Here is a 21,533-nt window from a genome sequence, read left to right on the forward strand (position 1 = left end):
GGAGTAGCCGGGAGTAACCGGAACGGCCCTGTCCGATTCGGCGCTGACCTGCGACGACGCAAAATAAGTGACGTTCGTCCTCCCCCTTTGCCTGCGAAATTGTTAGGCTCGTGGTTTCGCCCATCCAGGAAGGCAGAATGCTTCTGGATAGGGCGTTGCTTTGTATCCCAGTACCGACGAGGAGCACCTGTGACCCAGACCAGCGAGAACGTCACCTGGCTCACCCAGGAGGCGTACAACCAGCTCAAGGCCGAGCTGGAGCACCTGTCTGGTCCCGCGCGAACCGAGATCGCCGCCAAGATCGCGGCTGCTCGGGAGGAGGGCGACCTGCGCGAGAACGGCGGGTACCACGCGGCCAAGGAGGAGCAGGGCAAGCAGGAGCTGCGCATCCGCCAGCTGACCCAGCTGCTGGAGCACGCGAAGGTCGGCGAGGCTCCCACGGAGAGCGGTGTCGTCGCGCCCGGCATGGTGGTCACCATCGCGTTCGACGGCGACGAGAGCGACACCCTGACGTTCCTCCTCGCCTCCCGCGAGTACGCGAGCTCCGACGTCGAGACCTACTCCCCGCAGTCGCCGCTCGGCACGGGCGTCAACGGCAAGAAGGTCGGCGAGGACGCGCAGTACGAGCTCCCGAACGGCAAGAAGGCGTCCGTCAAGATCCTCGACGCCAAGCCGTACAAGGGCTGAGACCGCCCGATCGACGAGAAGGGGCCGGGCCGCGCGCGACGCGGCCCGGCCCCTTTTCGTACCCGACCGTCAGGCGGCCGCCGACCGGTACTTGCGCACCGCCAGGGTCCGGAAGACGACCAGGATCAGCAGCGACCACAGCACCGAGGCGAGGACCGGGTGCTGCATGGGCCAGGCGTCCGAGACCGTGAAGCCCGGGGGCAGGTTGCCGAAGAGCTCCCGGCACGCCTGCACCGTGGCGCTGAACGGGTTCCACTCGGCGATGTGGCGCAGGAAGGTCGGCAGCTTGTTGGCGTCGACGAAGGCGTTGGAGATGAACGTCAGCGGGAACAGCCAGATCAGGCCGCCGGACGTGGCCGCCTCCGGCGTGCGCACCGACAGGCCGATCAGGGCGCCGATCCAGGAGAACGCGTAGCCGAGCAGGAGCAGCAGGCCGAAGCCGAGCAGCACCTTGCCGATGTTCTCGTGGACCCGCCAGCCCACGATGAGGGCGACGATCGCGAGCACGACCAGCGTGAACGTGGTCTGGACGAGGTCGGCGAGCGTCCGGCCGGTGAGGACCGCCCCGCGGGCCATCGGCAGTGACCGGAACCGGTCGATCAGGCCCTTGTGCATGTCGTCGGCGATGCCCGCGCCGGCGCCCGCGGTGGCGAAGGTGACGGTCTGGGCGAAGATGCCGGCCATCAGGAACTCGCGGTAGGCGCCCGGGGCGATGGTGCTGCCGACCTCGATGGAGCCGCCGAAGACGTACGTGAACAGCACCACGAACATGATCGGCTGGATCAGCCCGAAGATCACCATCTCCGGGATGCGGGACATCCGGATGAGGTTCCGCTTGGCGACCACCAGGGAGTCGGCGACCGACTGGGCGATGCCCCCGCGCGGCCGGGGGGCCGCGACCTTGGGGGCGTCGGAGAGGGTGCTCACTTCACGGCCTCCTTCACGACCTCGGTGTCGTCGTCCCCGCGCTCGGCGGCGTGGCCGGTCAGCGAGATGAACACGTCGTCGAGGGTCGGGCGGCGCAGGCCGATGTCGTCGATCTCGACCCCCCGTGCGTCGAGCTCGCGGATGACCTCGGCGAGCAGCTTGGCGCCGCCGGTGACCGGCACGGTGAGCTTGCGGGTGTGCTCCTCCACGGCGACCTCGCCCTTGCCGAAGCCGGCGAGGACCTCGCGGGCCGGGGCGATCTCGTCGTGCCGGTGGACGACGACCTCGACGCGCTCGCCGCCGGTGCGGGCCTTGAGCTGGTCGGAGGTGCCGCGGGCGATGACCTTGCCGTGGTCGACGACGCAGATGTCGTGGGCCAGGTGGTCGGCCTCCTCGAGGTACTGCGTGGTGAGCAGCAGCGTCGTGCCGCCGGCGACCAGCTCCTTGATGACCTCCCACAGCTGCTGGCGGTTGCGTGGGTCGAGGCCGGTCGTCGGCTCGTCCATGAACATCACGGGCGGGGAGACGACGAGGGCGGCGGCGAGGTCGAGGCGGCGGCGCATGCCGCCGGAGTACGTCTTCGCGGGGCGGTCGGCGGCGTCGGCGAGGTTGAACCGGTCCAGCAGCTCGCCGGCGCGGACCTTCGCCGCCCTGGCGGACATCTGGTAGAGCTGCCCGACCATCTGGAGGTTCTCCCGGCCGGTGAGGTACTCGTCGACGGCCGCGAACTGGCCGGAGAGGCCGATGGAGCGACGGACTTCGTTGGGGTGCTTGAGCACGTCGATGCCCGCGACGACCGCCCTGCCGCTGTCGGGCTTCAGGAGCGTGGTGAGCACGCGCACGGTGGTGGTCTTGCCGGCGCCGTTGGGGCCGAGAAGCCCCAGGACCGTCCCCTCGGGGACGTCCAGGTCCACGCCGTCCAGAGCCCTTACGTCGCCGAAGGTCTTCACGAGACCCTCGGCATGAATAGCGCCTGGCATGTGGGTTCTCCCGTTGGCAGGTGCGAGTGGTGGGTCGGGCGTATCAACACGTACTGCCCGAGCGTAGGTACGCCGAGTCGGTCGCGCTCGGCGAACATGACAACCCGCTCACCGTAACGCGATACATCGCGTTTACTCAAGCGCTTTTCCGTTGTCCGCCGCCGCTGTCCGCCGCCGCTGTTCGCCGCCAATCGCCGCCACTCGTCGGCCGGTTCGGCTCTCGCGATACCCATCGCGATATACGGCTCCCCCACCGCCCCACCCGGCACGGCGGGGTCTCACTCCATGACCACGTACCCCGCGTCCCGCAGCGCCGCCCGCACCTCCTGACAGTGCTCCGGCCCCTTCGTCTCCAGGTGCAGCTCCACCTCCACCTCCGTGAGCCCGAGGCGGGGATCGGTGCGTACGTGCCCGACGTCGAGGACGTTCGCGTCGGACACCGACAGCACCCCGAGCATCGTCGCGAGCGCCCCCGGCCGGTCCGTCAGCCGCAGCCGCAGGCTCAGGTAGCGCCCGGCCGCCGCCATGCCGTGCCGAAGGATCCGCTGGAGCACGAGCGGGTCGACGTTCCCGCCCGACAGCACCGCGACCACCGGGCCCTGGAACGCCTCCGGCGTGCTGAGCAGGGCCGCCACCGGGCTCGCCCCGGCCGGCTCCACGACCTGCTTCGCCCGCTCCAGGCACAGCAGCAGCGCCGACGAGAGGGCGTCCTCCGAGACCGTGCGGACGTCGTCGACGAGCTCGTCGACGATGGCGAACGGTACGTCGCCGGGGCGGCCCACCTTGATGCCGTCGGCCATCGTGGGCGCGGTGTCCACGACGACCGGCCGGCCCGCCCGCAGGGAGGGCGGGTAGGCGGCCGCCGCCTGCGCCTGCACCCCGATCACCTTCACGTCCGGGCGCAGCGCCTTGACCGCCGTCGCGACGCCCGCCACCAGGCCGCCGCCGCCGACGCCCACGAGGATCGTCCGCACCTCCGGGCACTGCTCCAGGATCTCCAGCCCGACCGTTCCCTGCCCGGCGATGATGTCGTGGTGGTCGAAGGGGTGGATGAACACCGCGCCCGTCGCCCGCGCGTACTCCTGCGCGGCGGCCAGCGTCTCGTCCACCACGTGGCCGTGCAGCCGGACGTCGGCGCCGTACTCCCGGGTCGCCGCCACCTTCGGCAGCGGGGCGCCAACCGGCATGAAGACGGTGGAGCGCACACCCAGCAGCGAGGAGGCGAGGGCGACGCCCTGCGCGTGGTTCCCGGCCGACGCGGCGACCACCCCGGCCGCCCGCTCCTCGGGGCGGAGCCCGGCGATCCGCACGTACGCGCCGCGCAGCTTGAACGAGCCCGTCCGCTGGAGGTTCTCGCACTTCAGGTGGACCGGGGCCCCCACCAGCCGCGACAAGTGCCGGCTGCCCTCCATCGGGGTCATCCGGGCCACGCCCGACAGCATCTTCTGCGCCCCGCGGATGTCGTCGAGGATCAGCGAGTGTGAGGGGTGTGGCGTACGGAAGCTCATGACCGCCAGTCTCTCAGCTCGCCCCACGCCCCACATCACCGCTCGCCGCGGCTCCGGACCGGTGCCGGACCAGTGCCGGACCAGTGGCGGACCAGTGCCGGACCGGTGGCGGCCGGCGCCCGGAAGGCCGCTCGCACCGCCGGTCACACCGCCGCTCATCACGTTTGTGCAGCGCTGGTACGGACTGGCGCGGGTCCGCGTACTCTGTCCCCCACCAACCACCACCACCGCACGAGAGAGCCACAGCCATGCCCACGTCCCAGGACATGACGACTGATCTTCACCAAGGCCTCCTCGATGCCCTCCAGCACGAGGTGGCCGTCTTCGCCCGGCGGGCGGAGCAGACCCGCCTCGGCGGCACCGGCCAGCTCCGCAACTCGATGGACCGGGCCGCGTACCTGCTCCTGAACCGGCTCGACCGGGAGGGCCCGATGGGCGTGAAGGCGCTGGCGGCCGGGATGGGCATCGACTCGTCCACCGTCACCCGCCAGGTGGCGCCGCTGGTGGACACCGGCCTGGTCAAGCGCACCTCGCACCCGGAGGACGGCCGGGCCGTCGTGCTCCAGCTGTCGCCGCGCGGGCAGGCCCGGCTGGAGGAGGTCCGCTCCTCGCGGCGCGAGCTGATGGCCCAGGTGACGGAGGGCTGGACGGAGGAGGAGCGCGAGTCGTTCTGCACGCTGCTCACCCGGTTCAACTCGGCGCTCTCGGCCCGCCAGGCCGGACTGCCGCCCGTCGAGGCGCCCGCTGCCGTGGCCTCCCCGGAAGACGACGGCACGACGGAAGCCGCCCCGGCCTCTTGACCCGGCCGTGCGCACGCCCTCATATGAGGACGTGCGACAGCGGCGGCGGGCGACGGCACGGCGATCACGGGCCCACCGCGCCCGCGAGTTCGAGGCGTTCGTCGCGGGCGCGGCCGGCCGGCTGCTGCACGCCGCCACGCTGCTGACGGCCGAGACGCCGGCCCGGAACCCGTACGCGCGGGAACTGCTGACCGCCGCGCTGGCCGCCACGTACGCCCGCTGGGACCGGCTGCGCGGCGAGGACCCGTACGACATCGCCCGCCACGAGCTGACGGAGCGGTTCGCCCGCGCCGCCTGGCGCTTCCGCCGGGGGCGGGGCGGCCTGCTGTCCCCGCTCACCCCCCGCGAGCGGCTCGTCCTCGTGCTGTGCCTGTACGAGGGGATCGGCGAGGAACGGACGGCCGCCCTGCTGGACCTGCCGGTGGAGCGGGTGCGGGCCCTCTGTACGCGCGCGGTCCGGACCATGCGGGTACGGGCCCGCCACCGTGACGGCCGGGAGACCGGGCCCGGGACCGGCCGGGGGTCCGCGCCGTGAACGACCCCGCGAAGGAGGCCGAGGTCCGGCGGATGCTCCAGGCCCCGCCGCGCCCGCGGGTCCCCGCCGACCTGGCCGCCCGCGCGATCGAGCGCGGCGCCCGCAGCCTGCGCCGCGCACGCCTGTTGCGGCGCACGGCCTGGCTGCTGCTGTGCGCCGCGCTGACCGCGCTCACGGTGTGGGCGTCGGCCCTGGAGCCCTGACCCGGCCCGGGGGCCCGGGTCTAGCCGAGCGCCCGGCGCAGGTCCGCCAGCAGGTCGTCGACGTTCTCGATGCCGACCGACAGCCGCACCAGGTCCGCCGGGACCTCCAGCAGGGAGCCGGCCACGCTCGCGTGGGTCATGCGGCCCGGGTGCTCGATGAGCGACTCGACGCCGCCCAGGGACTCGCCCAGCGTGAACAGCTCGGCGCGGTTGCAGACCTCGACCGCCGCGGCCTCGCCGCCCCGGACGCGGAAGGAGATCATGCCGCCGAAGTCGCGCATCTGCTTGGCGGCGACCTCGTGGCCGGGGTGGTCGGCCAGCCCCGGGTAGAGCACCTGCGTCACCTTCGGGTGCTGGGTCAGCATCTCGGCGACGCGGGCGGCGTTGGCGCTGTGCCGGTCCATCCGGACGGCGAGGGTCTTGATGCCGCGCAGCACGATCCACGAGTCGAAGGGGCCGGCCACCGCGCCCATGGCGTTCTGGTGGTACGCCAGCTCCTCGCCGAGCGCCTCGTCGGCGGTCACCAGGGCGCCGCCGACGACGTCGGAGTGGCCGCCCATGTACTTGGTCAGCGAGTGGACGACGACGTCGGCGCCGAGCGCGAGCGGCTGCTGGAGGTAGGGGCTGGCGAAGGTGTTGTCGACGACGAGCCTGACCCCGGCGGTGCGGGCCACGTCCGCGAGGGCCGCGATGTCCGTGATGCCGAGCAGCGGGTTGGACGGCGTCTCGACCCAGATGGCCTTCGTGCGGTCGGTGATCGCGTCCCGTACCGCCGCCGGGTCGGAGGTGTCGGCGACGGACCACTCCACGCCCCACCGGGCCACGACCTTGGCGAACAGCCGGAAGGTGCCGCCGTACGCGTCGTTGGGGATGACCACGTGGTCGCCCGGGGCGAGGAGCGCGCGCAGCAGGCAGTCCTCGGCCGCGAGACCGGAGGCGAAGGCCAGGCCGCGCCGGCCGCCCTCCAGGGCCGCGAGGTTCTCCTCCAGGGCGGTACGGGTGGGGTTGGCGCTGCGGCTGTACTCGTAGCCGCCGCGCAGGCCGCCCACACCGTCCTGCTTGTAGGTGGAGACCTGGTAGATGGGCGGTACGACCGCGCCGGTCAGCGGGTCCGCGGTGTTGCCCGCGTGGATGGCGCGGGTCTCGAAGCTCTGGTGCGTGTGCTCGTCGCTCATGCAGCCCGAGCGTAGTCGGGCCGGCGGCGCGGCGGACGCGACGCCGCTGTGGGGTGGACCGCCGCTGCGGTCCCGACCCCGCCGGCGGGGTCCGGAGTGCCAGTGAGGTCCGGGACAATGGGCGCATGGAGATTCTCTGGTTCCTGTTGGCCGTCGGTCTGATCGGCGTGGTCGTCGCGTCGTTCCTGTCGCGCCGCCGCGGCGGCATCCGGCTGGTCGACCCCGGCGCGCCGGACGCGGCCGACCCGAGCGCGTACGGCTTCGTGCGCCAGGAGGAGCTGGACGTCCGCATGCCGGGACCCGACCAGGACCTGGTCGACGTGCTGGACGTGGTGCAGCGGACGCAGGACTGGCGGGCCGCCTCGCAGCTGCTGGCCGGCACCGACAAGGACGGCGAGGTGCGCTGGCAGCGCGTGCAGGCGTTCGCGGGGGCGGCGGCGCTGGAGCTCCAGCGGCAGCCGGGCACCGGCGGCGCGTGGCTGCGGGTGTGGCGGGCCGAGAAGCCGAAGGACCCGGGCGGCGCGGCGGTGCACGCGGAGTTCCTGGTGCAGCAGGCGTGGCGGTCGTCGGCGGCGGGCACGGACGACTTCCGGATCATCCTCGAGGAGGCGCGCACGGTGTGCGCCGAGGCGGCGCTGCTGGCGCCCGGCGACCCCGTGCCGTACATCATCGAGCTGGCCGTCGCGCGCGGCCTCGGGTACGGCCACGAGCAGTTCGACCAGGTGTGGGCCAAGATCATCGACCGGGCGCCGCACCACATGGGGGCGCACCTGGCGGCGCTGCACTACTGGTGCGAGAAGTGGCACGGCTCGCGCCGGGACGCGGACCAGTTCGCCACCGCCGCGGCGGCCCGCGCCCCGCGCGGCTCGCTGCTGGCCGCGCTGCCGCTGTTCGCGGTCTTCGAGCACCTGCCCGAGGTGGCGCTGGTGCGGGACTTCTACGGCACCGAGGTGGTCTCCAAGGCCATGGAGGGCGCGCTGTACGCCGTGCACTCGGCCCGCCCGGACGACCCGATGCTGGCGCACGTGCGCCATTTGCTGATCCACTTCCTGGTCAGCGCCGAGCGCTGGTCGGAGGCGATGCACCAGCTGGTGCACGTGGACGGCCACGTCGGGGCGCTGCCGTGGACGCTCAGCGAGGACCCGGCGGCGCAGTACGCGATCTTCCGGGCGCTGGCGGTGGCGGGGTACGAGGCGAACGGCGGCAGCCCGGCGACGCTGCCGCACTGAGCCTTCCGCCGGAGAAAAGGAGGGGGTGGCCCGGCCGGGCCACCCCCGCTTCCCTCGCAGGCGTCAGAACGCCGTCTCGCGCTCGTCCCAGTCGTAGTCGACGCCGTCCTGGCGCAGCCGGGCCGTGCCGTTGTTGGCGTACAGGTACAGGAGCGGACCCTCCAGGGCGTACAGGTCGTTGGTGCCGTCCCCCTGGACATCTCCGACGGAGAAGACGCGGCTGAACTTCTTCCAGCCCGTGCCGATCAGCTTGCGCGGGCCCAGGGTGCCGGTGCCGCGGCCCGGGTAGAGCCAGAGGTTGCCGGACGCGTCCCGGGCGACGAGGTCGCTCTTGCGGTCGCCGTCCATGTCACCGGCGCCGACGAGCGCGGTCATGGACTGCCAGCCGCTGGAGCCGATCTTCTGGCGCGCGGCCACGGTGCCGGCCGCCTTGCCCGGGTGGAGCCAGAGCGCGCCGGTGGAGTCCGTGGAGATCAGGTCGCCCTTGCTGCCGTCACCGTTGAAGTCGCCCACGGCGGTGAGGTGCTTGAGGGACTGCCAGCCGGTGCCGATCTGGACACGGGGCCTGAGCCCGCCGGTGCCGTTGCCCGGGTACATCCACAGCGCGCCGGAGGCGTCGCGGGCGACGATGTCCTCCGCGCCGTCGCCGTTGCGGTCGCCGTGGCGCAGCAGTGCGGTCATGGACTGCCAGCCGGTGCCGATGCGCGTGGCCGTGTAGCCGCGCAGCAACCACAGGTTGCCGGCGACCGAGCGGAAGACGAGGTCGGTGGAGCCGTCCCTGTCGAAGTCGCCGACGGGCTTCGCCGCGCCACCGGGGCCCGTCGGCGCCGCCCACTCCATGTACTCCTTGCCGCTGCCGCACTCGTGCTGGGTGCGGGCGAGGCGGAAGGAGCTGACGTTGTCGGACAGGTAGCTGTTCTCGTCCTTCATGTGCGTGAAGTCCTGGGCCACGTCGGCGTCGCTCGCGTAGAGCACCACGTGGCGGACGGAGTCGGAGTACTCGTACCGCGGCTGGCTGTAGACGCAGGCGTACAGCCCGGTGCGGTTGCGCATCCCGGACGCCTTGTTGTCGAAGGTGCCGAGCGTGGCCATGCTGCCGGTGTACGTGGTCATCGTGCCCGTACCGTCGGCGTTGTCGAACAGGCACAACCGGCCCTGCGGACAGCGGTCGTACCCGGACGCGGCGTGCGCGTTCGGGACGGCCGTCGCCAGCAGGCCGAGCGCGGTGAACGTGGTGAGCGCGGCGGTGGCCGCCGCGCGCAGAGAAAGACGCAGAGTGCGCATGTGTGTTACCCCCCAGTTACTGCGAACGCGGGTCACAGTAGCCCTACGGATCTCGCTTGCCCGCACCGACCCGGGTGGGTGATACTCCGCTTCCCCCCACGCCTCTTCGTCATGTCCATTTTCAGTGGGGGAGCTCTGCCCGATGGGCGCATCCCTGCGCGCGCTGCGCGCACTCGTTCTGCTCGCCGGCTTCTTTCTGCTCGGCGTCCTGCTGCTGGCCGTCCTCGCCGGCATCGACTACCTGCTGTACCTGCACGCCCCCTCGGGCCTCGCCACGAAGCTGTACGTGGTGTCCGTGCTGCTCGCCATCCCCGTCGTACGCGGCATGTTCATGCTGCGCACGCCGAAGGACGACGGCCAGGGCGGCCTGGCCGTCACCGAGGCCGACGAACCGGAGCTGTGGCGCACCGTCCGCGAGCTCGCCGACCAGGTCGGCACGCGGCCGCCCACCCGCATCCTGCTCACCGGCGACGTCAACGCCGCCGTCACCGAGAACGCCCGGCTCCTCGGCCTGCTGCCCGGGCCGCGCCACCTCTACCTCGGCGTCCCGCTGATGCAGGGCCTCAGCGAAGCCCAGCTGCGCGCCGTCCTCGCCCACGAGCTGGGTCACTACGTCAACCACGACACCCGGCTGGGCGCCATCACCGCGCGCGGACGCACCCAGCTCTTCCGCACCATCGCCCACTTCGAGGAGCGCGCCGCCAAGACGGCCGGCCGCGAGCGGGCCCGCCAGGAGAAGCGCAACACCAAGGCCGAGGCCAAGGGCCGCAAGACGCGCGAGATCGACACGGGCGGCGCCGGCATCACGTACCGCACGATGGCCTGGATCTACACCGCCTACGCGCACCTGTACTTCCGCGCCACCATGAACGACTCGCGCCGGCAGGAGTACGCCGCCGACGCCGCGGCCGCCCGGATCGCCGGCCGCGACGCGACCGCCTCCGCGCTGCGCGAGCTGCCGTCGCTGGACGCCGCGTTCAGCTTCTACAAGGACTGCTACGCGACGCTGGGCACCTCGGCGCGGCTGCTGCCGCCGCGCGGCGAGGTCTTCGGCGGCTTCGACCGCCTGCTGACCGCCCGCGAGCTGGAACTGGCCGGGCTGCGCGCCGAACTGCCCACCGAGCCGGTCTCCCCGTACGACTCCCACCCGGCCATCGCCGACCGCGTCCGCGCCATCGAGGCGCTCCCGCAGGACGGCCGCATCGACGAGGGCAAGGGCGCCGCGACGGGTCTGCTCGCCGACCCGGCCCGCACGCTGGCCGTGCTGGAGGACGTGGTCCTGTCGGAGCAGGCGCGCGCGTTCCGCCGCACCGGCAGCTGGGAGGAGCTGCTCGACGCGGCCATGAGCGCACGTCTCGCCTCGGTCGAGTCGCCGCTGCACCGGGCGCTGGGCGCGTACACCGGCGAACCGCCGACGCTGCCCGCGCTGCTGAAGGTGATCGACGACGGTCAGCTGTGGCAGCTGGCGCAGCGGCTGCCGCTGTCGGAGGAGGCGGCGTCGGCGACCGGACGCGTCTTCCGGGAGTTCGTCCGGCCCGTGCTGTGCAAGGCGATCAACGGCATGGTGATGGCGGAGCTGAGCGCCCGCTCCCAGCTGCGCTGGGAGTTCTCGTGGTCCCGGTCCGCGATCGTCCACCTGCCGCCGGGCCCGGACGGGACCGAGCTCGACCTGGAGGCGGCCGTCGACGCGGCGACCGCGGACGTCCCCGACACCGCGCCGCTGCGCGCGCTGCTCTCGTACGGTCACACGGGCGGACACCCGGGCGGCTTCACGGACGGCTTCACGGACGGGCTCACGGACGGGGCCGCGCGGTGACCATCATCTGGATCATCCTGGGCGTGATCGCGCTCGCCGTGCTGGCGGTCGGCGGGTACTTCCTCAAGGCCATCGTGCAGGGCGCCCGCGAGGGCTGGCGCTACGTCGGTTCCGAGGAGCAGCGGGCGGACGAGGCCGCCGCGCTGGGCTTCCTGCCGCCCGAGCGGCAGAACACCGAGCTGGCCGCCCCGCGCCCCGCCCCGCTGGCGGCGGCCCTCGCCGCCGCGAAGGGCGGCGACTTCAAGCCGGCCGCCGCCCTCTTCGACGCGACGGCGGCCGCACGGGACTGGGAGTGGCGCACCCGGTACTGCGAGGAGTTCGCCGATGTGGCGGCCGAGGACGACGCCTGGCTGCTGGCGTGGGAGGCCGCGCACCCGGACGACCCGGGCGCGGCGCTGGTACGGGCCCGCTCCACGGTGTTCCTGGCCTGGCGCATCCGCGGCGCCCAGCGGGCGCGGAACACCACGCACGAGCAGTTCGAGGGCTTCCACCGGATCCTCGCCCGGTCCCGCGAGGAGCACGCCCGCGCGGCGGCCCTCGCGCCCGAGGGTGACCCGGCGCCGTACGTCGGGGAGATCTGGACCGCGCTCGGGCTCGGCTATCCGCACGCCGAGATGGACCGGCTGTGGCAGGAGATCACCGAGCGGGCCCCGCACCACTACGAGGCCCACTTCTCGGCGCTCCAGTACTGGTGCGGCAAGTGGCGGGGCTCGGAGGAGCTGGCGCGGGACTTCGCGGCCCGCGCGGCCGCGGGGGCGCCGCTGGGCAGCCTGATGACGGCGTTCCCGCTCATCGCGCACTTCGAGCACGACGAGTCGGACACGACCGAGGGCGACCGCACGCCCGAGATGCACGCCCTGGTCGACGCCGCCCTCGCCGACGCGGCCGCCGCCGACCCCGGCCACCCGCGCCTGGCGGAGGTCCGCCACCTGCTGGCGTACTACCTCTCGCTCCAGGACCGGGACGAGGCCGCCGTGGAGCAGTTCCGGCTGGTCGACGGCTACGTCGACGCCTTGCCGTGGCGCTACCGGAACGACCCGGCGGCGGCGTACTGCAGGCTGCGCGACGAGAGCGTGGCCGCCGCGGCGGCCACCGCCTGACGCGGGGCGGAGCGAGGAATTCCCGACGGCACCGGAACGTTGTTCCGGTGCCGTCACCGCGTCCACACGGCGTCCACCGGCGTCCGCCGCGTCCGCCCCGCAAGGAGACCGAACCATGTTCTTCGGCCGCACGCCCGTCCTGCCGACCCCGGACCAGGCCCTGCCGGGCCGCCCGGAGCAGGAGTTCACCGTCCCCGACCGCCACACGGTCCTCTCCACGCCCCTCCTCGGCCCCTACCCGGCCGGTCTGGAGGTCGCGGACTTCGGGCTGGGCTGCTTCTGGGGCGCCGAGCGGAAGTTCTGGCAGACGGAGGGCGTGTGGACCACCCTCGTCGGCTACCAGGGCGGTTACACGCCGAACCCGTCGTACGAAGAGGTCTGCTCGGGCCTGACGGGCCACACGGAGGTCGTGCGTGTCGTCTTCGACCCGTCCGTCGTCCCGTACAGCGCGCTGCTGAAGCTCTTCTGGGAGTCCCACGACCCCACCCAGGGCTTCCGCCAGGGCAACGACGTGGGCACGCAGTACCGCTCGGCGCTCTACACCCACTCCCCCGCCCAGGCGGCGGCCGCCGACGCGTCCCGGGAGGCCTACCAGCGGGTGCTGAAGGACTCCGGTTACGGCGCCGTCACCACGGAGATCCTGCCGGCGGACGGCCGCCCCTTCTACCCGGCGGAGCCGTACCACCAGCAGTACCTCGACAAGAACCCGAACGGCTACTGCGGCATCGGCGGCACGGGCGTCTCCTGCCCGGTGGGCGTGGCCGGGGCGGGGGCAGGGGCCGGCGCGGACGACTGAGCCTCGCGTATCGCCGCCGCCGTCGCGGCCGGGTCGTACCCGGGGGCGACGCCGTCGATCAGGATGATGTCGCCCTCCATGTGGCGGGTGCGCAGCGGCACGAGCTCCTGGTACGCGTCGGAGTCGTACCAGCGGCGGGCGTGGTCCAGCGAGGGGAAGCCGACGATCACCAGCGCGGTGTCCCAGCTGCCCTCGCGCACCTCCATGGTGGGCGCGCCGTGCACCAGGAAGCGGCCCTCGAAGGGGTCGAGGGTGGACTGGATGCGCTCCATGTAGTCCAGGACCTCGTCGTGGAGCACGGCCGGCGGCTTCAGGGTGGCGATGGCGTACGCGGTCATGGGGTCCTCCTCGTGATCGGGATGACCCCATGGTCTCCGCGCGACCGCCCGGGGTCGATTACCCCGGAGGTCATGCCACCGCCCGGTTCCGTCCTCAGATCGTCGAGGCGTCGATCACGAACCGGTAGCGCACGTCGCTCTTCAGGACGCGCTCGTACGCCTCGTTGACCTGGTCCGCGCGGATGAGCTCGATCTCCGAGCCGAGCCCGTGCTCCGCGCAGAAGTCCAGCATCTCCTGGGTCTCGGCGATGCCGCCGATCATCGAACCGGCCAGCGTGCGGCGGGCGTTGATCAGCGAGAAGAGGTTGAGCGACACCGGCTCCTCGGGCGCGCCGACGTTCACCAGGGTGCCGTCCGTCTTGAGCAGGCCCAGGTAGGCGGAGAAGTCCAGCGGCACCGCGACCGTGGAGACGATCAGGTCGAAGGTGCCGGCCAGCTTCTCGAAGGTCTCCGGGTCGCTGGTGGCGTGGAAGTGGTCGGCGCCGAGCGTGAAGCCGTCCGTCTGCTTGCGCAGCGTCTGGCTGAGCACGGTCACCTCGGCACCCAGCGCGTGCGCGATCTTCACGCCCATGTGGCCGAGGCCGCCGAGACCGACGATCGCCACCTTCTTGCCGGGGCCGGCCTTCCAGTGGACGAGCGGCGAGTAGAGGGTGATGCCCGCGCACAGCAGCGGCGCGGCGGCGTCCAGCGGGAGGCTGTCGGGAATGCGGACGGTGTAGTTCTCGTCGACGACGATGTGGGTGGAGTAGCCGCCGTAGGTCGGCTCGCCGTCCTTGCCCCGGCCGTTGTACGTGGGGGTCATGCCCTCGGTGCAGTACTGCTCCAGGCCCTGCCGGCAGAACGAGCAGGTCCGGCAGGAGTCCACGAAGCAGCCGACCCCGACCCGGTCGCCCACCGCGAACCTGGTCACGCCCGGACCGGTCTCGGTGACGACACCGGCTATCTCGTGGCCGGGCACCATCGGGAAGATGCCCTCGCCCCAGCCGTCGCGGGCCTGGTGGATGTCGGAGTGGCAGATGCCCGCGTACTTGATCTCGATCAGTACGTCGTGCTCACCGACCGGCCGGCGGGGCACCGTGGTGCGCTCCAGCGGGGCGTTGGCTGCGGGGGCTGCGTAAGCGGCAACAGTGTTCATGCCGGTCTCTCCTCCTGGTGGGGTGTTCGTGAATGATCTTGCCTGGCCGGAATCGATCGGCCCAGCCCCCTGGCTTCCGTACGTCCGCTGGTCCTACTACTGGCGGGATCAGGCTCGACCGCGCGGGAACGGGAATACTGGGGTGTCATGGACCAGCGCACCGAACTGAGTGAGTTCCTCCGCTCCCGACGGGCCCGGCTCAAGCCGCAGGACGTCGGTCTGCCGGACTTCGGCAGGGCGCGCCGGGTGCCGGGACTGCGCCGGGAGGAGCTGGCCCAGCTGGCCGGGGTCTCCGTCGCGTACTACACCTCGATCGAGCAGGGGAAGGGCGCCAACGTCTCCCCGGAGGTGCTGGACGCCATCGCCCGCGCGCTGCGGCTGTCGGACGCCGAGCACGCGCATCTGACGCGGCTGGCGGGCCCCACGACGAAGAAGAAGCGCACGACCGCCTCCCGTCCCCAGCGGGTGCGGCCGGAGGTGCGGTACCTGCTCGACGCGATGGACGGCGTGCCCGCGTTCCTGCTGGGGCGGCGGCTCGACGTCCTCGGCTGGAACCGGATGGCCCGCGCGCTCCTGGGCGACTTCGCCGCGCTGCCGGACGAGGAGCGGAACATGGCGCGGCTGGTGTTCCTCGACCCGAACGCGCACGACCTGTACGTCGACTGGGAGTCGAAGGCCACCGAGGTGGTCAGCGTCCTGCGGCTGTGCGCGGGCTGCTACCCCGACGATCCGAAGCTGTCGGCGCTGGTGGGCGAGTTGTCGGTGAAGAGCGAGGAGTTCCGGGCGCTGTGGGCCGCGCACACGGTGCAGGAGAAGGGCCACGGGGTGAAGCGGCTGCACCATCCGCTGGTGGGTGAGCTGACGCTGTCGTACGAGACGCTGCGGCTCCCGGCCGACCAGGACCTGAGCCTGGTGACGTACACGGCGGAGCCGGGCTCGCCGTCGGCGGACGCGCTGCGGCTGCTGGCGAACTGGGGCGTGGACGAGGTCGCGCCGACGCGCTGAACCCACGCGTGCCGCTGACGACGAAGGCGGCGGCCCCCACGAGGGGGCCGCCGCCTTTCGCCGTACGGGTGGGTCAGACGGCCGAGCCGGCCTTCCACTCCGCCCAGCCCATGTTCCAGCCGTTGAGGCCGTTGTCCGGAGCGATCGTCTTGTCCTTGGAGTTCTTGACGATCACCACGTCACCGACGAGGGAGTTGTCGAAGAACCAGGCGGCGGGCTGGCCCGGGTCGCCGGCGCCCTTGACGTCGTTGAGGCCCACGCAGCCGTGGCTGGTGTTGACGCTGCCGAAGACGGAGTCGGCACCCCAGTAGTTGCCGTGGATGAAGGTGCCGGACGTGGACAGCCGCATGGCGTGCGGCACGTCCTTGATGTCGTACTCGCCCTTGCCGTCGTCGTCCGTGAAGCCGACCGTCGCGCCGTTCATCCGGGTCTCCTTGAACTTCTCGGAGATCACCATCTGCCCGTTGTACGTCGGGTTCTCCGGGGAGCCGGCCGAGATCGGGATGGTCTTGATCGTCTTGCCGTCGCGGACGACCGTCATGGTCTTCGTGGCGACGTCCACGGTCGAGACCTGGCTGCGGCCGATCTTGAAGGTGACCGTCTTCTGCTGGACGCCGTAGACGCCGTCGGCGCCCTCGACCCCGTCGAGGTTCAGCTTCAGCGTGACCGTGGAGCCGGCGGTCCAGTACTGCTCGGGCCGGAAGTCGATGCGCTGGGAGTTGAACCAGTGGCCGACGACCTGCTGGCCGCTGCTCGACGACACGGTGATGCCGGACTGGACGGCCTTCTTGTCCGTGATCGGCTTGTTGAAGGTGATCGAGACCGGCATGCCGGCGCCGACGGTGGACCCGTCCTCGGGCGTGAAGTTGCCGATGAAGCTGTTGTCCGGCGAGACGGTGGTGAAGGAGGAGTTCTCGTGGGCCTCGCGGCCCTCGGCGTCCTTCGCCGAGGCGGCGATCTTGTACGTGGTGGCCCGCTCCAGCTGCTCGCTGGGCTTCCAGCTCGTGCCGTCGGCGGACATCTCGCCCTTGACGCTCTTGCCGTCCTGCGTGGTCATGGTGACCTGGGTGAGCGTGCCCTCGCTCACGGTGACCTTGGCGTCGTCGTTGATGCCCGCGTTGTTCGCGCCGTTCTTGGGCGAGATCACTATTCGGGCCTTGGAGGCGTCCTTGGCCGCCGCCTCGTCGACCTGCGCCTGTGAGGACGAGCCGCCGGAGGTGCCGTTGCTCTTGGCCTCGCCGTCGTTGCAGCCCGTGAGCACCAGCACGCCACCGAGCAGGGCGGACGCGGCCACCAGGCCCTTGCGCCGCTTGCCGTCCGTCATCACACGCTTCTCCATCGTCGCCGAATCCCTGCCAACTGTTCCAACAACACCCATAACAACCCGTCCGGTTCCAAATCCACGAAGGATCCACGCAGTATGTGGGGAACACCACTGATCGACGCATGGCGGAACGGTTCCGGTTCCCAGCATGCAGGTGCGGGCCCCGGAGACGTGATCCGGGGCCCCTGAAACCGGCCACTCCCCCGGCGGACGACCGGGCGCCCCTTACACCCGTTCCCCCTCGTCGGCGCCCTCCTCGTCGCCTTCGTCGCCTTCGTCGTCCTCGTCGTCCTCGTCCAGATCCCACTCCTCCACCTCGGGGTCGTACTCGACCTGCTCGCTGGTCCAGGACGCCTGGAGGAGCTCGACCCCGGGCAGCTCGCCGAGGAGCGTGTCCGGGTCGACGAGGTACGCGAGAGCTTCCGCTTCGTCCTCGCGAACGGCCGCTCGGGCGTGCGTCAGCTCGTCCTCCGGCATGAATTCGTCGGCGTCGATACGGTCCAGGGCGGCGGCGGTGAGTTCCTCGGTGTCCCTGATTTCCAGCGTCAGTTCCACCCGAAGTCGCACATAACGTGATGTCTCAGAAGGGCTCATATGACGGAGCGTAAGCTGCCCTCCCCCGCGACTTTCCTGCGACCCGCTGTGTTCATTAGCATCGACGCACCCACCAATTCTCGGTTCCGCAAGGGGATCTGAATCTGTGTCCGTCGCACGTCGACCGCTGCTGACCGCCACCGCCGCCGGGACACTGCTCTGCGCGCTGTGGTTCGTCCCTTCGGCCAACGCCACCGCTGAGGACCCGGTGGACCGGCCACCGGTGGAGACCCGGACGAACGCGTCCTCCACCGCGCCGCAACACCAGCAGCGGCAGCAGGAGCTGGCGCTCGCCGACACCGGCAGCGTGGACACCACCCCGTATCTGATCGGCGGCACGGCGTTCCTGACCCTCGGCGCGGGGCTCGTGGCCTTCGCGGTACGCCGAGGGGCGCACACCGCCCTCTGACGGCGCGCGCCCCTCCTCCTCCCCGGCCCTCAGGCGAGCGGGCCGGTGACCCGCTCCACGGCCTCGACGAGCCGTCCCTCGCGTACGAACGCGTCGGCGGCCTCCAGGTCGGGGGCGAGGAAACGATCCGGCCCGGGGCCCTGGACGCCGGCCGCGCGCAGCGCCTCGATGGCGGCGCGGGAGGCGGGCGCCGGGGTGAGGCCCTCGCGCAGCTCGATGGCGCGGGTCGCGGCGTACAGCTCGACGGCGATGATCCGGCCCAGGTTGCCGACGGCGGTGCGCAGCTTGCGGGCGGCGGACCAGCCCATGGAGACGTGGTCCTCCTGCATGGCGGAGGACGGGATGGAGTCGGCGGAGGCCGGGACGGCCAGCCGCTTCATCTCGCTGACCAGGGCGGCCTGGGTGTACTGCGCGATCATGAGACCCGAGTCGACGCCGGCGTCGTCCGCGAGGAACGGCGGCAGGCCGTGCGAGCGGTTCTTGTCGAGCAGCCGGTCCGTGCGGCGCTCGGCGATGGAGCCCAGGTCGGCGGCGGCGATGGCGAGGAAGTCCAAGACGTACGCGACCGGGGCGCCGTGGAAGTTGCCGTTGGACTCGACACGCCCGTCGGGGAGCACGACCGGGTTGTCGACGGCCGAGGCGAGCTCGCGCTCGGCGACGAGCCGGGCGTGGGCCATGGTGTCGCGGCCCGCGCCGGCGACCTGGGGCGCGCAGCGCACGGAGTACGCGTCCTGGACGCGCGGGGCCTCGTCCTGCTGGAAGTGGCCGGTGAGGCCGGAGCCCTTCAGGACGGCGAGCATGTTCGCGGCGGCGGCGCCCTGGCCGGGGTGCGGGCGGATGGCGTGCAGCTCGGGCGCGAGGACCTTCTCCGTGCCGAGCAGCGCCTCCAGCGAGAGCGCGGCGGTGATGTCGGCGGACTTGTAGAGCTTGTCCAGGTCGTCGAGGGCCATGATCAGCATGCCGAGCATGCCGTCGGTGCCGTTGAGGAGGGCGAGGCCCTCCTTCTCGCGCAGTTCGACGGGCGCGATGCCGTGCGCGGCGAGCAGCTCGCCCGCGGGGCGGACCACACCGTCGGGGCCCTCGGCGTCGCCCTCGCCCATGAGGGTGAGCGCGCAGTGGCTGAGCGGGGCCAGGTCGCCGGAGCAGCCGAGCGAGCCGTACTCGTGCACGACGGGGGTGATCCCGGCGTTGAGCAGGTCGGCCATGGTCTGCGCGACCTCGGGCCGGACGCCGGTGTGGCCGGAGGCGACGGTCTTCAGTCGCAGGAACATCAGCGCGCGGACGACCTCGCGCTCGACGGGCGCGCCCATGCCGGCGGCGTGCGACCGCACGATGTTGCGCTGGAGCTGGGCGCGCAGCTCGGGGCTGATGTGCCGGGTGGCGAGGGCGCCGAAGCCGGTCGACACGCCGTAGACGGGCTCGGGCTTGGCGGCGAGGGCGTCGACGATCTCACGGGCCTTGGCCAGTGCGTCGAGGGCCTCCGGCGACAGCTCGACGCGTGCGTTGCCGCGGGCCACGGCGATGACGTCCTGGGCGGTGGTTCCGGACGTCCCCACCACGACTGTGTGCATATCCATATTCAGCAGCGTACGGACTGAATCCCAACGTGTCACTACCCCACCTTTCCCGCACCCCTTACAGATCCGCGGGCGGCGCGTCGCGGAAGCTGCGCCGGTCGCGGGCGGCCGCGGGCGGGTGGTCCGCGAGCTCGATCACCGCGCCGTCACGCCCGGCCACCACCGGCTTCAGGGAGCGCGCCGCCTTCGCGCGGTACTGCGCCGCGTCCGCCAGCCGGAACAGCCGCCGCGCCGAGCGCACCTCGCCGATCGGGTCGCCCGTCGACGCCACGCCACACGCCACGCCCTCGCCGAGCTCCAGCTCCCCGGCCCGTACGCACAGCTCGTCCGCGGCCGCCACCACCTCGTCCGCGCCCGGGCCCACCGAGACGAGGCAGAACTCGTCGCCGCCCAGGCGTGCGGCCAGCGCGCCCGGCAGCATCGCCCCGCAGTACGACAGCACCGAGCCGAACCGTTCCAGCAGCCGGTCGCCGACCGCGTGGCCGTGCGTGTCGTTGACGCGTTTGAGGCCGTTGAGGTCGCACACCACCAGCGAGACCACCGACCCGTCGGCGAGGGAGCGCTCCACCGCCTCGTCGAGCCTCATGTCGACCGCCCGCCGGTTGGCCAGCCCCGTCAGCGGGTCGGTGAAGGCCAGCTTGCGGACCTCCTCCAGCCGCTCGGTCTGGGCGATCCCGGCCGCCACGACCGACGCCAGTACGGTGGCGAACTTGGCGTCCTCCGGGCCGAAGACCGGCGCCCCGACCGGCCGGGCCACGTACAGCTCGCCCCACGCGCGCCCGTGCAGCACGATCGGCGCGACGACGCAGCAGCCGCGGCCCCGCCTGCGCAGAGCCGCCACCCTGCCCCGTACCGCCTCGTGGACGGGAGGTGAGCCCAGTCCGGAGTACCCGTGCGCGTCCGCGTGCGGGCCCTCGGCCGTCTCGACCCAGGCGTTCGGCTCCCCGCCGCCGGCCCAGCGCTCGTGCAGGAACTCGGTGATCTCGGAGAACTGGTACACCGGGTACGTCTCCGCGTCCGGGAACTCCTCCTCGCCCTGGACCCGGTCCCCGGCGTTCACCAGGACGCGCAGCCGGCCCAGGTCCCGTTCCCACGTCGACAGCGCGGCGAACGTGCCGCCGAGCGCGTCGCGCGCGCCCAGCGCCGCCGCCCGCCACGATTCGCGCGGGGTGTGCGCCGCCGCCATCGACTGCGCCAGCGCCACTACGGCCCGTAGCCGGACATCCTCACCCATTCCTCAAGCTTAGGGACGCCCCAGAACTTTTCACTCCCGGGCCCGGCGGCCGGCCGTCACTCACCGGGCCACCGCGGCGTGCGCTTCTCGTTGAAGGCCGCGACACCCTCCGCCCGGTCCCCCGAGAAGGCCACCGAGCGCCAGGCCGCGTCCTCGACCTCCAGGCCCGCCCGCAGGTCGAGCCCCTGCCCGAGCCGCAGGGCGCGCTTGGCGGCGCGCAGGCCGACCGGGGAGTGGGCGGCGATCCTCGCGGCCAGCTCCAGCGCTTCCGTGCGCGCGTCCTCCGCGACGAGGTCCACCAGCCCCTGCCGCTCGGCCTCGTCCGCCGTCAGGCGCTCCGCCGTGTAGATCAGCCGGGCCGCCCGCGCGGCCCCCACCCGGCGCGGCAGCAGCTGCGTACCGCCGCCGCCGGGGATCACGCCCACCGACACCTCGGGCAGCCCGATGACCGCCGTCCCGTCGGCCACGATGAGGTCGCAGGCGAGCGCCAGCTCGTACCCGCCGCCGAGCGCGAAGCCGTGCACGGCCGCGATGGCGGGCATCGGCAGCTCCAGCACGCCGGTGTACGCGGCCCGCGCGACCGGGCGCTGGCGCACCAGCTCGGCGTCCGTGAAGGAGTTGCGCTCCTTGAGGTCGGCGCCGACGCAGAAGGCCTTCTCATTGGAGGAGGTCAGCACGGTGACGCGGACCGACGGGTCGGCGGCCAGCGCGTCGCACGCCGCGCCGATGGAGCGGGCCATCTCCGACGAGACGGCGTTCATGGCCTTGGGCCGGTCGAGGACCAGTTCCGCCACGTACTCGTGGCGGCGTACCGCGACGAACTCCCCGAAGCGCTCCTCGGACATACTGACACCCTCCCGGTTAACGAGCGTTAGCG

22 protein-coding genes are annotated in these 21,533 nt (G+C 72.4%); 10 read left to right on the top strand and 12 right to left on the bottom strand.

Features of this window, described 5'->3' with window-relative positions:
* The first annotated feature begins 189 nt into the window (after window positions 1-189).
* Window positions 190-687, top strand: coding sequence for a transcription elongation factor GreA (greA, locus tag AC07FJ_RS12825; protein WP_479048204.1), 498 nt, complete (start codon window positions 190-192; stop codon window positions 685-687).
* A gap of 69 nt (window positions 688-756) precedes the next feature.
* Here the strand turns inward: greA and AC07FJ_RS12830 are convergent, their stop codons facing one another.
* From AC07FJ_RS12830 to ilvA, 3 genes are all read right to left on the bottom strand, one after another.
* Window positions 757-1,614 carry an ABC transporter permease gene (locus AC07FJ_RS12830; RefSeq protein ID WP_479048205.1) on the bottom strand — a complete coding sequence of 286 codons (858 nt, stop codon included), beginning with the start codon at window positions 1,612-1,614 and terminating at the stop codon, window positions 757-759.
* Window positions 1,611-2,594, bottom strand: a complete 984-nt coding sequence (locus AC07FJ_RS12835) for an ATP-binding cassette domain-containing protein (protein ID WP_479048207.1) — start codon at window positions 2,592-2,594, stop codon at window positions 1,611-1,613. Before AC07FJ_RS12835 ends, AC07FJ_RS12830 begins: the two co-directional genes overlap by 4 nt.
* Window positions 2,595-2,872: 278 nt before the next feature.
* Window positions 2,873-4,102, bottom strand: coding sequence for a threonine ammonia-lyase (gene ilvA / locus AC07FJ_RS12840; protein WP_479048210.1), 1,230 nt, complete (start codon window positions 4,100-4,102; stop codon window positions 2,873-2,875).
* Window positions 4,103-4,350: 248 nt separating this feature from the next.
* On the opposite strand from ilvA, the gene AC07FJ_RS12845 reads away from it, so the two are divergent.
* From AC07FJ_RS12845 to AC07FJ_RS12855, 3 genes are read left to right on the top strand one after another with little or no spacing between them, the layout of a single operon-like run.
* On the top strand, window positions 4,351-4,902 hold the full coding sequence (locus AC07FJ_RS12845; protein WP_479048213.1) for a MarR family winged helix-turn-helix transcriptional regulator: 552 nt from the start codon (window positions 4,351-4,353) through the stop codon (window positions 4,900-4,902).
* A gap of 31 nt (window positions 4,903-4,933) precedes the next feature.
* Window positions 4,934-5,437 (top strand): sigma factor-like helix-turn-helix DNA-binding protein, encoded by a 504-nt coding sequence (locus AC07FJ_RS12850; protein ID WP_479048216.1) that lies wholly within the window; start codon window positions 4,934-4,936, stop codon window positions 5,435-5,437.
* Window positions 5,434-5,640 carry a hypothetical protein gene (locus AC07FJ_RS12855; RefSeq protein WP_479048219.1) on the top strand — a complete coding sequence of 69 codons (207 nt, stop codon included), beginning with the start codon at window positions 5,434-5,436 and terminating at the stop codon, window positions 5,638-5,640. The genes AC07FJ_RS12850 and AC07FJ_RS12855 overlap by 4 nt, the downstream gene beginning before the upstream one ends.
* Before the next feature lie 20 nt (window positions 5,641-5,660).
* Here the strand turns inward: AC07FJ_RS12855 and AC07FJ_RS12860 are convergent, their stop codons facing one another.
* Window positions 5,661-6,815 (bottom strand): cystathionine gamma-synthase, encoded by a 1,155-nt coding sequence (locus tag AC07FJ_RS12860; RefSeq protein ID WP_479048221.1) that lies wholly within the window; start codon window positions 6,813-6,815, stop codon window positions 5,661-5,663.
* A gap of 125 nt (window positions 6,816-6,940) precedes the next feature.
* On the opposite strand from AC07FJ_RS12860, the gene AC07FJ_RS12865 reads away from it, so the two are divergent.
* Entirely contained in the window at window positions 6,941-8,044 is a 1,104-nt protein-coding gene (locus tag AC07FJ_RS12865; RefSeq protein ID WP_479048224.1) for a hypothetical protein, read from the top strand.
* Between the two features lie 63 nt (window positions 8,045-8,107).
* Here AC07FJ_RS12865 and AC07FJ_RS12870 read toward each other — a convergent pair whose 3' ends face one another.
* The gene (locus tag AC07FJ_RS12870) at window positions 8,108-9,328 is read right to left on the bottom strand and encodes an FG-GAP-like repeat-containing protein (protein ID WP_479048227.1); all 1,221 of its coding nucleotides are present in this window, start codon (window positions 9,326-9,328) and stop codon (window positions 8,108-8,110) included.
* Window positions 9,329-9,470: 142 nt separating this feature from the next.
* Between AC07FJ_RS12870 and AC07FJ_RS12875 the strand changes: the two genes are divergently transcribed.
* The 3 genes from AC07FJ_RS12875 to msrA all read left to right on the top strand — a co-directional run bounded on the left by AC07FJ_RS12875 (window position 9,471) and on the right by msrA (window position 13,040).
* Complete coding sequence (locus AC07FJ_RS12875; protein WP_479048230.1) at window positions 9,471-11,144, top strand: M48 family metallopeptidase; 1,674 nt, start codon at window positions 9,471-9,473, stop codon at window positions 11,142-11,144.
* The gene (locus tag AC07FJ_RS12880) at window positions 11,141-12,244 is read left to right on the top strand and encodes a hypothetical protein (protein ID WP_479048232.1); all 1,104 of its coding nucleotides are present in this window, start codon (window positions 11,141-11,143) and stop codon (window positions 12,242-12,244) included. The genes AC07FJ_RS12875 and AC07FJ_RS12880 overlap by 4 nt, the downstream gene beginning before the upstream one ends.
* 115 nt (window positions 12,245-12,359) lie before the next feature.
* Window positions 12,360-13,040 (top strand): peptide-methionine (S)-S-oxide reductase MsrA, encoded by a 681-nt coding sequence (msrA, locus tag AC07FJ_RS12885; protein WP_479048235.1) that lies wholly within the window; start codon window positions 12,360-12,362, stop codon window positions 13,038-13,040.
* Here the strand turns inward: msrA and AC07FJ_RS12890 are convergent.
* Together AC07FJ_RS12890 and AC07FJ_RS12895 are read right to left on the bottom strand one after the other, a co-directional pair.
* A complete protein-coding gene (locus AC07FJ_RS12890) occupies window positions 12,959-13,378 on the bottom strand; it encodes a DUF1330 domain-containing protein (protein ID WP_479048238.1) in 420 nt (139 codons plus the stop codon). The genes msrA and AC07FJ_RS12890 overlap by 82 nt on opposite strands.
* 94 nt (window positions 13,379-13,472) lie before the next feature.
* On the bottom strand, window positions 13,473-14,513 hold the full coding sequence (locus tag AC07FJ_RS12895; RefSeq protein ID WP_479048241.1) for an NAD(P)-dependent alcohol dehydrogenase: 1,041 nt from the start codon (window positions 14,511-14,513) through the stop codon (window positions 13,473-13,475).
* Window positions 14,514-14,660: 147 nt separating this feature from the next.
* Between AC07FJ_RS12895 and AC07FJ_RS12900 the strand changes: the two genes are divergently transcribed.
* Window positions 14,661-15,518: a helix-turn-helix domain-containing protein gene (locus AC07FJ_RS12900; protein ID WP_361427936.1), complete on the top strand. Its 858-nt coding sequence runs from the start codon at window positions 14,661-14,663 to the stop codon at window positions 15,516-15,518.
* 73 nt (window positions 15,519-15,591) lie between these two features.
* On the opposite strand, the gene AC07FJ_RS12905 is transcribed toward AC07FJ_RS12900, so the two are convergent.
* Window positions 15,592-16,857 carry a L,D-transpeptidase gene (locus AC07FJ_RS12905; RefSeq protein ID WP_479048244.1) on the bottom strand — a complete coding sequence of 422 codons (1,266 nt, stop codon included), beginning with the start codon at window positions 16,855-16,857 and terminating at the stop codon, window positions 15,592-15,594.
* Window positions 16,858-17,067: 210 nt separating this feature from the next.
* Entirely contained in the window at window positions 17,068-17,436 is a 369-nt protein-coding gene (locus AC07FJ_RS12910; RefSeq protein ID WP_361427940.1) for a hypothetical protein, read from the bottom strand.
* 106 nt (window positions 17,437-17,542) lie between these two features.
* Between AC07FJ_RS12910 and AC07FJ_RS12915 the strand changes: the two genes are divergently transcribed.
* A complete protein-coding gene (locus AC07FJ_RS12915) occupies window positions 17,543-17,845 on the top strand; it encodes a hypothetical protein (RefSeq protein ID WP_479048247.1) in 303 nt (100 codons plus the stop codon).
* 29 nt (window positions 17,846-17,874) lie between these two features.
* Here AC07FJ_RS12915 and hutH read toward each other — a convergent pair whose 3' ends face one another.
* From hutH to AC07FJ_RS12930, 3 genes are all read right to left on the bottom strand, one after another.
* Window positions 17,875-19,416, bottom strand: coding sequence for a histidine ammonia-lyase (gene hutH, locus AC07FJ_RS12920; protein ID WP_479048353.1), 1,542 nt, complete (start codon window positions 19,414-19,416; stop codon window positions 17,875-17,877).
* 64 nt (window positions 19,417-19,480) lie between these two features.
* Window positions 19,481-20,656, bottom strand: a complete 1,176-nt coding sequence (locus AC07FJ_RS12925; protein ID WP_468284163.1) for a GGDEF domain-containing protein — start codon at window positions 20,654-20,656, stop codon at window positions 19,481-19,483.
* Between the two features lie 56 nt (window positions 20,657-20,712).
* Complete coding sequence (locus AC07FJ_RS12930) at window positions 20,713-21,501, bottom strand: enoyl-CoA hydratase/isomerase family protein (protein WP_479048251.1); 789 nt, start codon at window positions 21,499-21,501, stop codon at window positions 20,713-20,715.
* Between the last annotated feature and the right edge of the window lie 32 nt (window positions 21,502-21,533).

The sequence above is a fragment of the Streptomyces sp. NPDC045998 genome (assembly GCF_056430285.1).

What these genes read in the sequence shown, in the direction of transcription:
- AC07FJ_RS12900 (WP_361427936.1), top strand. Translation starts at nt 14,661, where the DNA reads ATGGACCAGCGCACCGAACTGAGTGAGTTCCTCCGCTCCCGACGGGCC.
- ilvA (WP_479048210.1), bottom strand. Translation starts at nt 4,102, where the DNA reads ATGAGCTTCCGTACGCCACACCCCTCACACTCGCTGATCCTCGACGAC.
- AC07FJ_RS12865 (WP_479048224.1), top strand. Translation starts at nt 6,941, where the DNA reads ATGGAGATTCTCTGGTTCCTGTTGGCCGTCGGTCTGATCGGCGTGGTC.
- AC07FJ_RS12870 (WP_479048227.1), bottom strand. Translation starts at nt 9,328, where the DNA reads ATGCGCACTCTGCGTCTTTCTCTGCGCGCGGCGGCCACCGCCGCGCTC.
- AC07FJ_RS12925 (WP_468284163.1), bottom strand. Translation starts at nt 20,656, where the DNA reads ATGGGTGAGGATGTCCGGCTACGGGCCGTAGTGGCGCTGGCGCAGTCG.
- AC07FJ_RS12910 (WP_361427940.1), bottom strand. Translation starts at nt 17,436, where the DNA reads ATGAGCCCTTCTGAGACATCACGTTATGTGCGACTTCGGGTGGAACTG.
- hutH (WP_479048353.1), bottom strand. Translation starts at nt 19,416, where the DNA reads ATGCACACAGTCGTGGTGGGGACGTCCGGAACCACCGCCCAGGACGTC.
- AC07FJ_RS12835 (WP_479048207.1), bottom strand. Translation starts at nt 2,594, where the DNA reads ATGCCAGGCGCTATTCATGCCGAGGGTCTCGTGAAGACCTTCGGCGAC.
- AC07FJ_RS12905 (WP_479048244.1), bottom strand. Translation starts at nt 16,857, where the DNA reads ATGGAGAAGCGTGTGATGACGGACGGCAAGCGGCGCAAGGGCCTGGTG.
- msrA (WP_479048235.1), top strand. Translation starts at nt 12,360, where the DNA reads ATGTTCTTCGGCCGCACGCCCGTCCTGCCGACCCCGGACCAGGCCCTG.
- AC07FJ_RS12875 (WP_479048230.1), top strand. Translation starts at nt 9,471, where the DNA reads ATGGGCGCATCCCTGCGCGCGCTGCGCGCACTCGTTCTGCTCGCCGGC.
- AC07FJ_RS12890 (WP_479048238.1), bottom strand. Translation starts at nt 13,378, where the DNA reads ATGACCGCGTACGCCATCGCCACCCTGAAGCCGCCGGCCGTGCTCCAC.
- AC07FJ_RS12930 (WP_479048251.1), bottom strand. Translation starts at nt 21,501, where the DNA reads ATGTCCGAGGAGCGCTTCGGGGAGTTCGTCGCGGTACGCCGCCACGAG.
- AC07FJ_RS12845 (WP_479048213.1), top strand. Translation starts at nt 4,351, where the DNA reads ATGCCCACGTCCCAGGACATGACGACTGATCTTCACCAAGGCCTCCTC.
- AC07FJ_RS12895 (WP_479048241.1), bottom strand. Translation starts at nt 14,513, where the DNA reads ATGAACACTGTTGCCGCTTACGCAGCCCCCGCAGCCAACGCCCCGCTG.
- AC07FJ_RS12860 (WP_479048221.1), bottom strand. Translation starts at nt 6,815, where the DNA reads ATGAGCGACGAGCACACGCACCAGAGCTTCGAGACCCGCGCCATCCAC.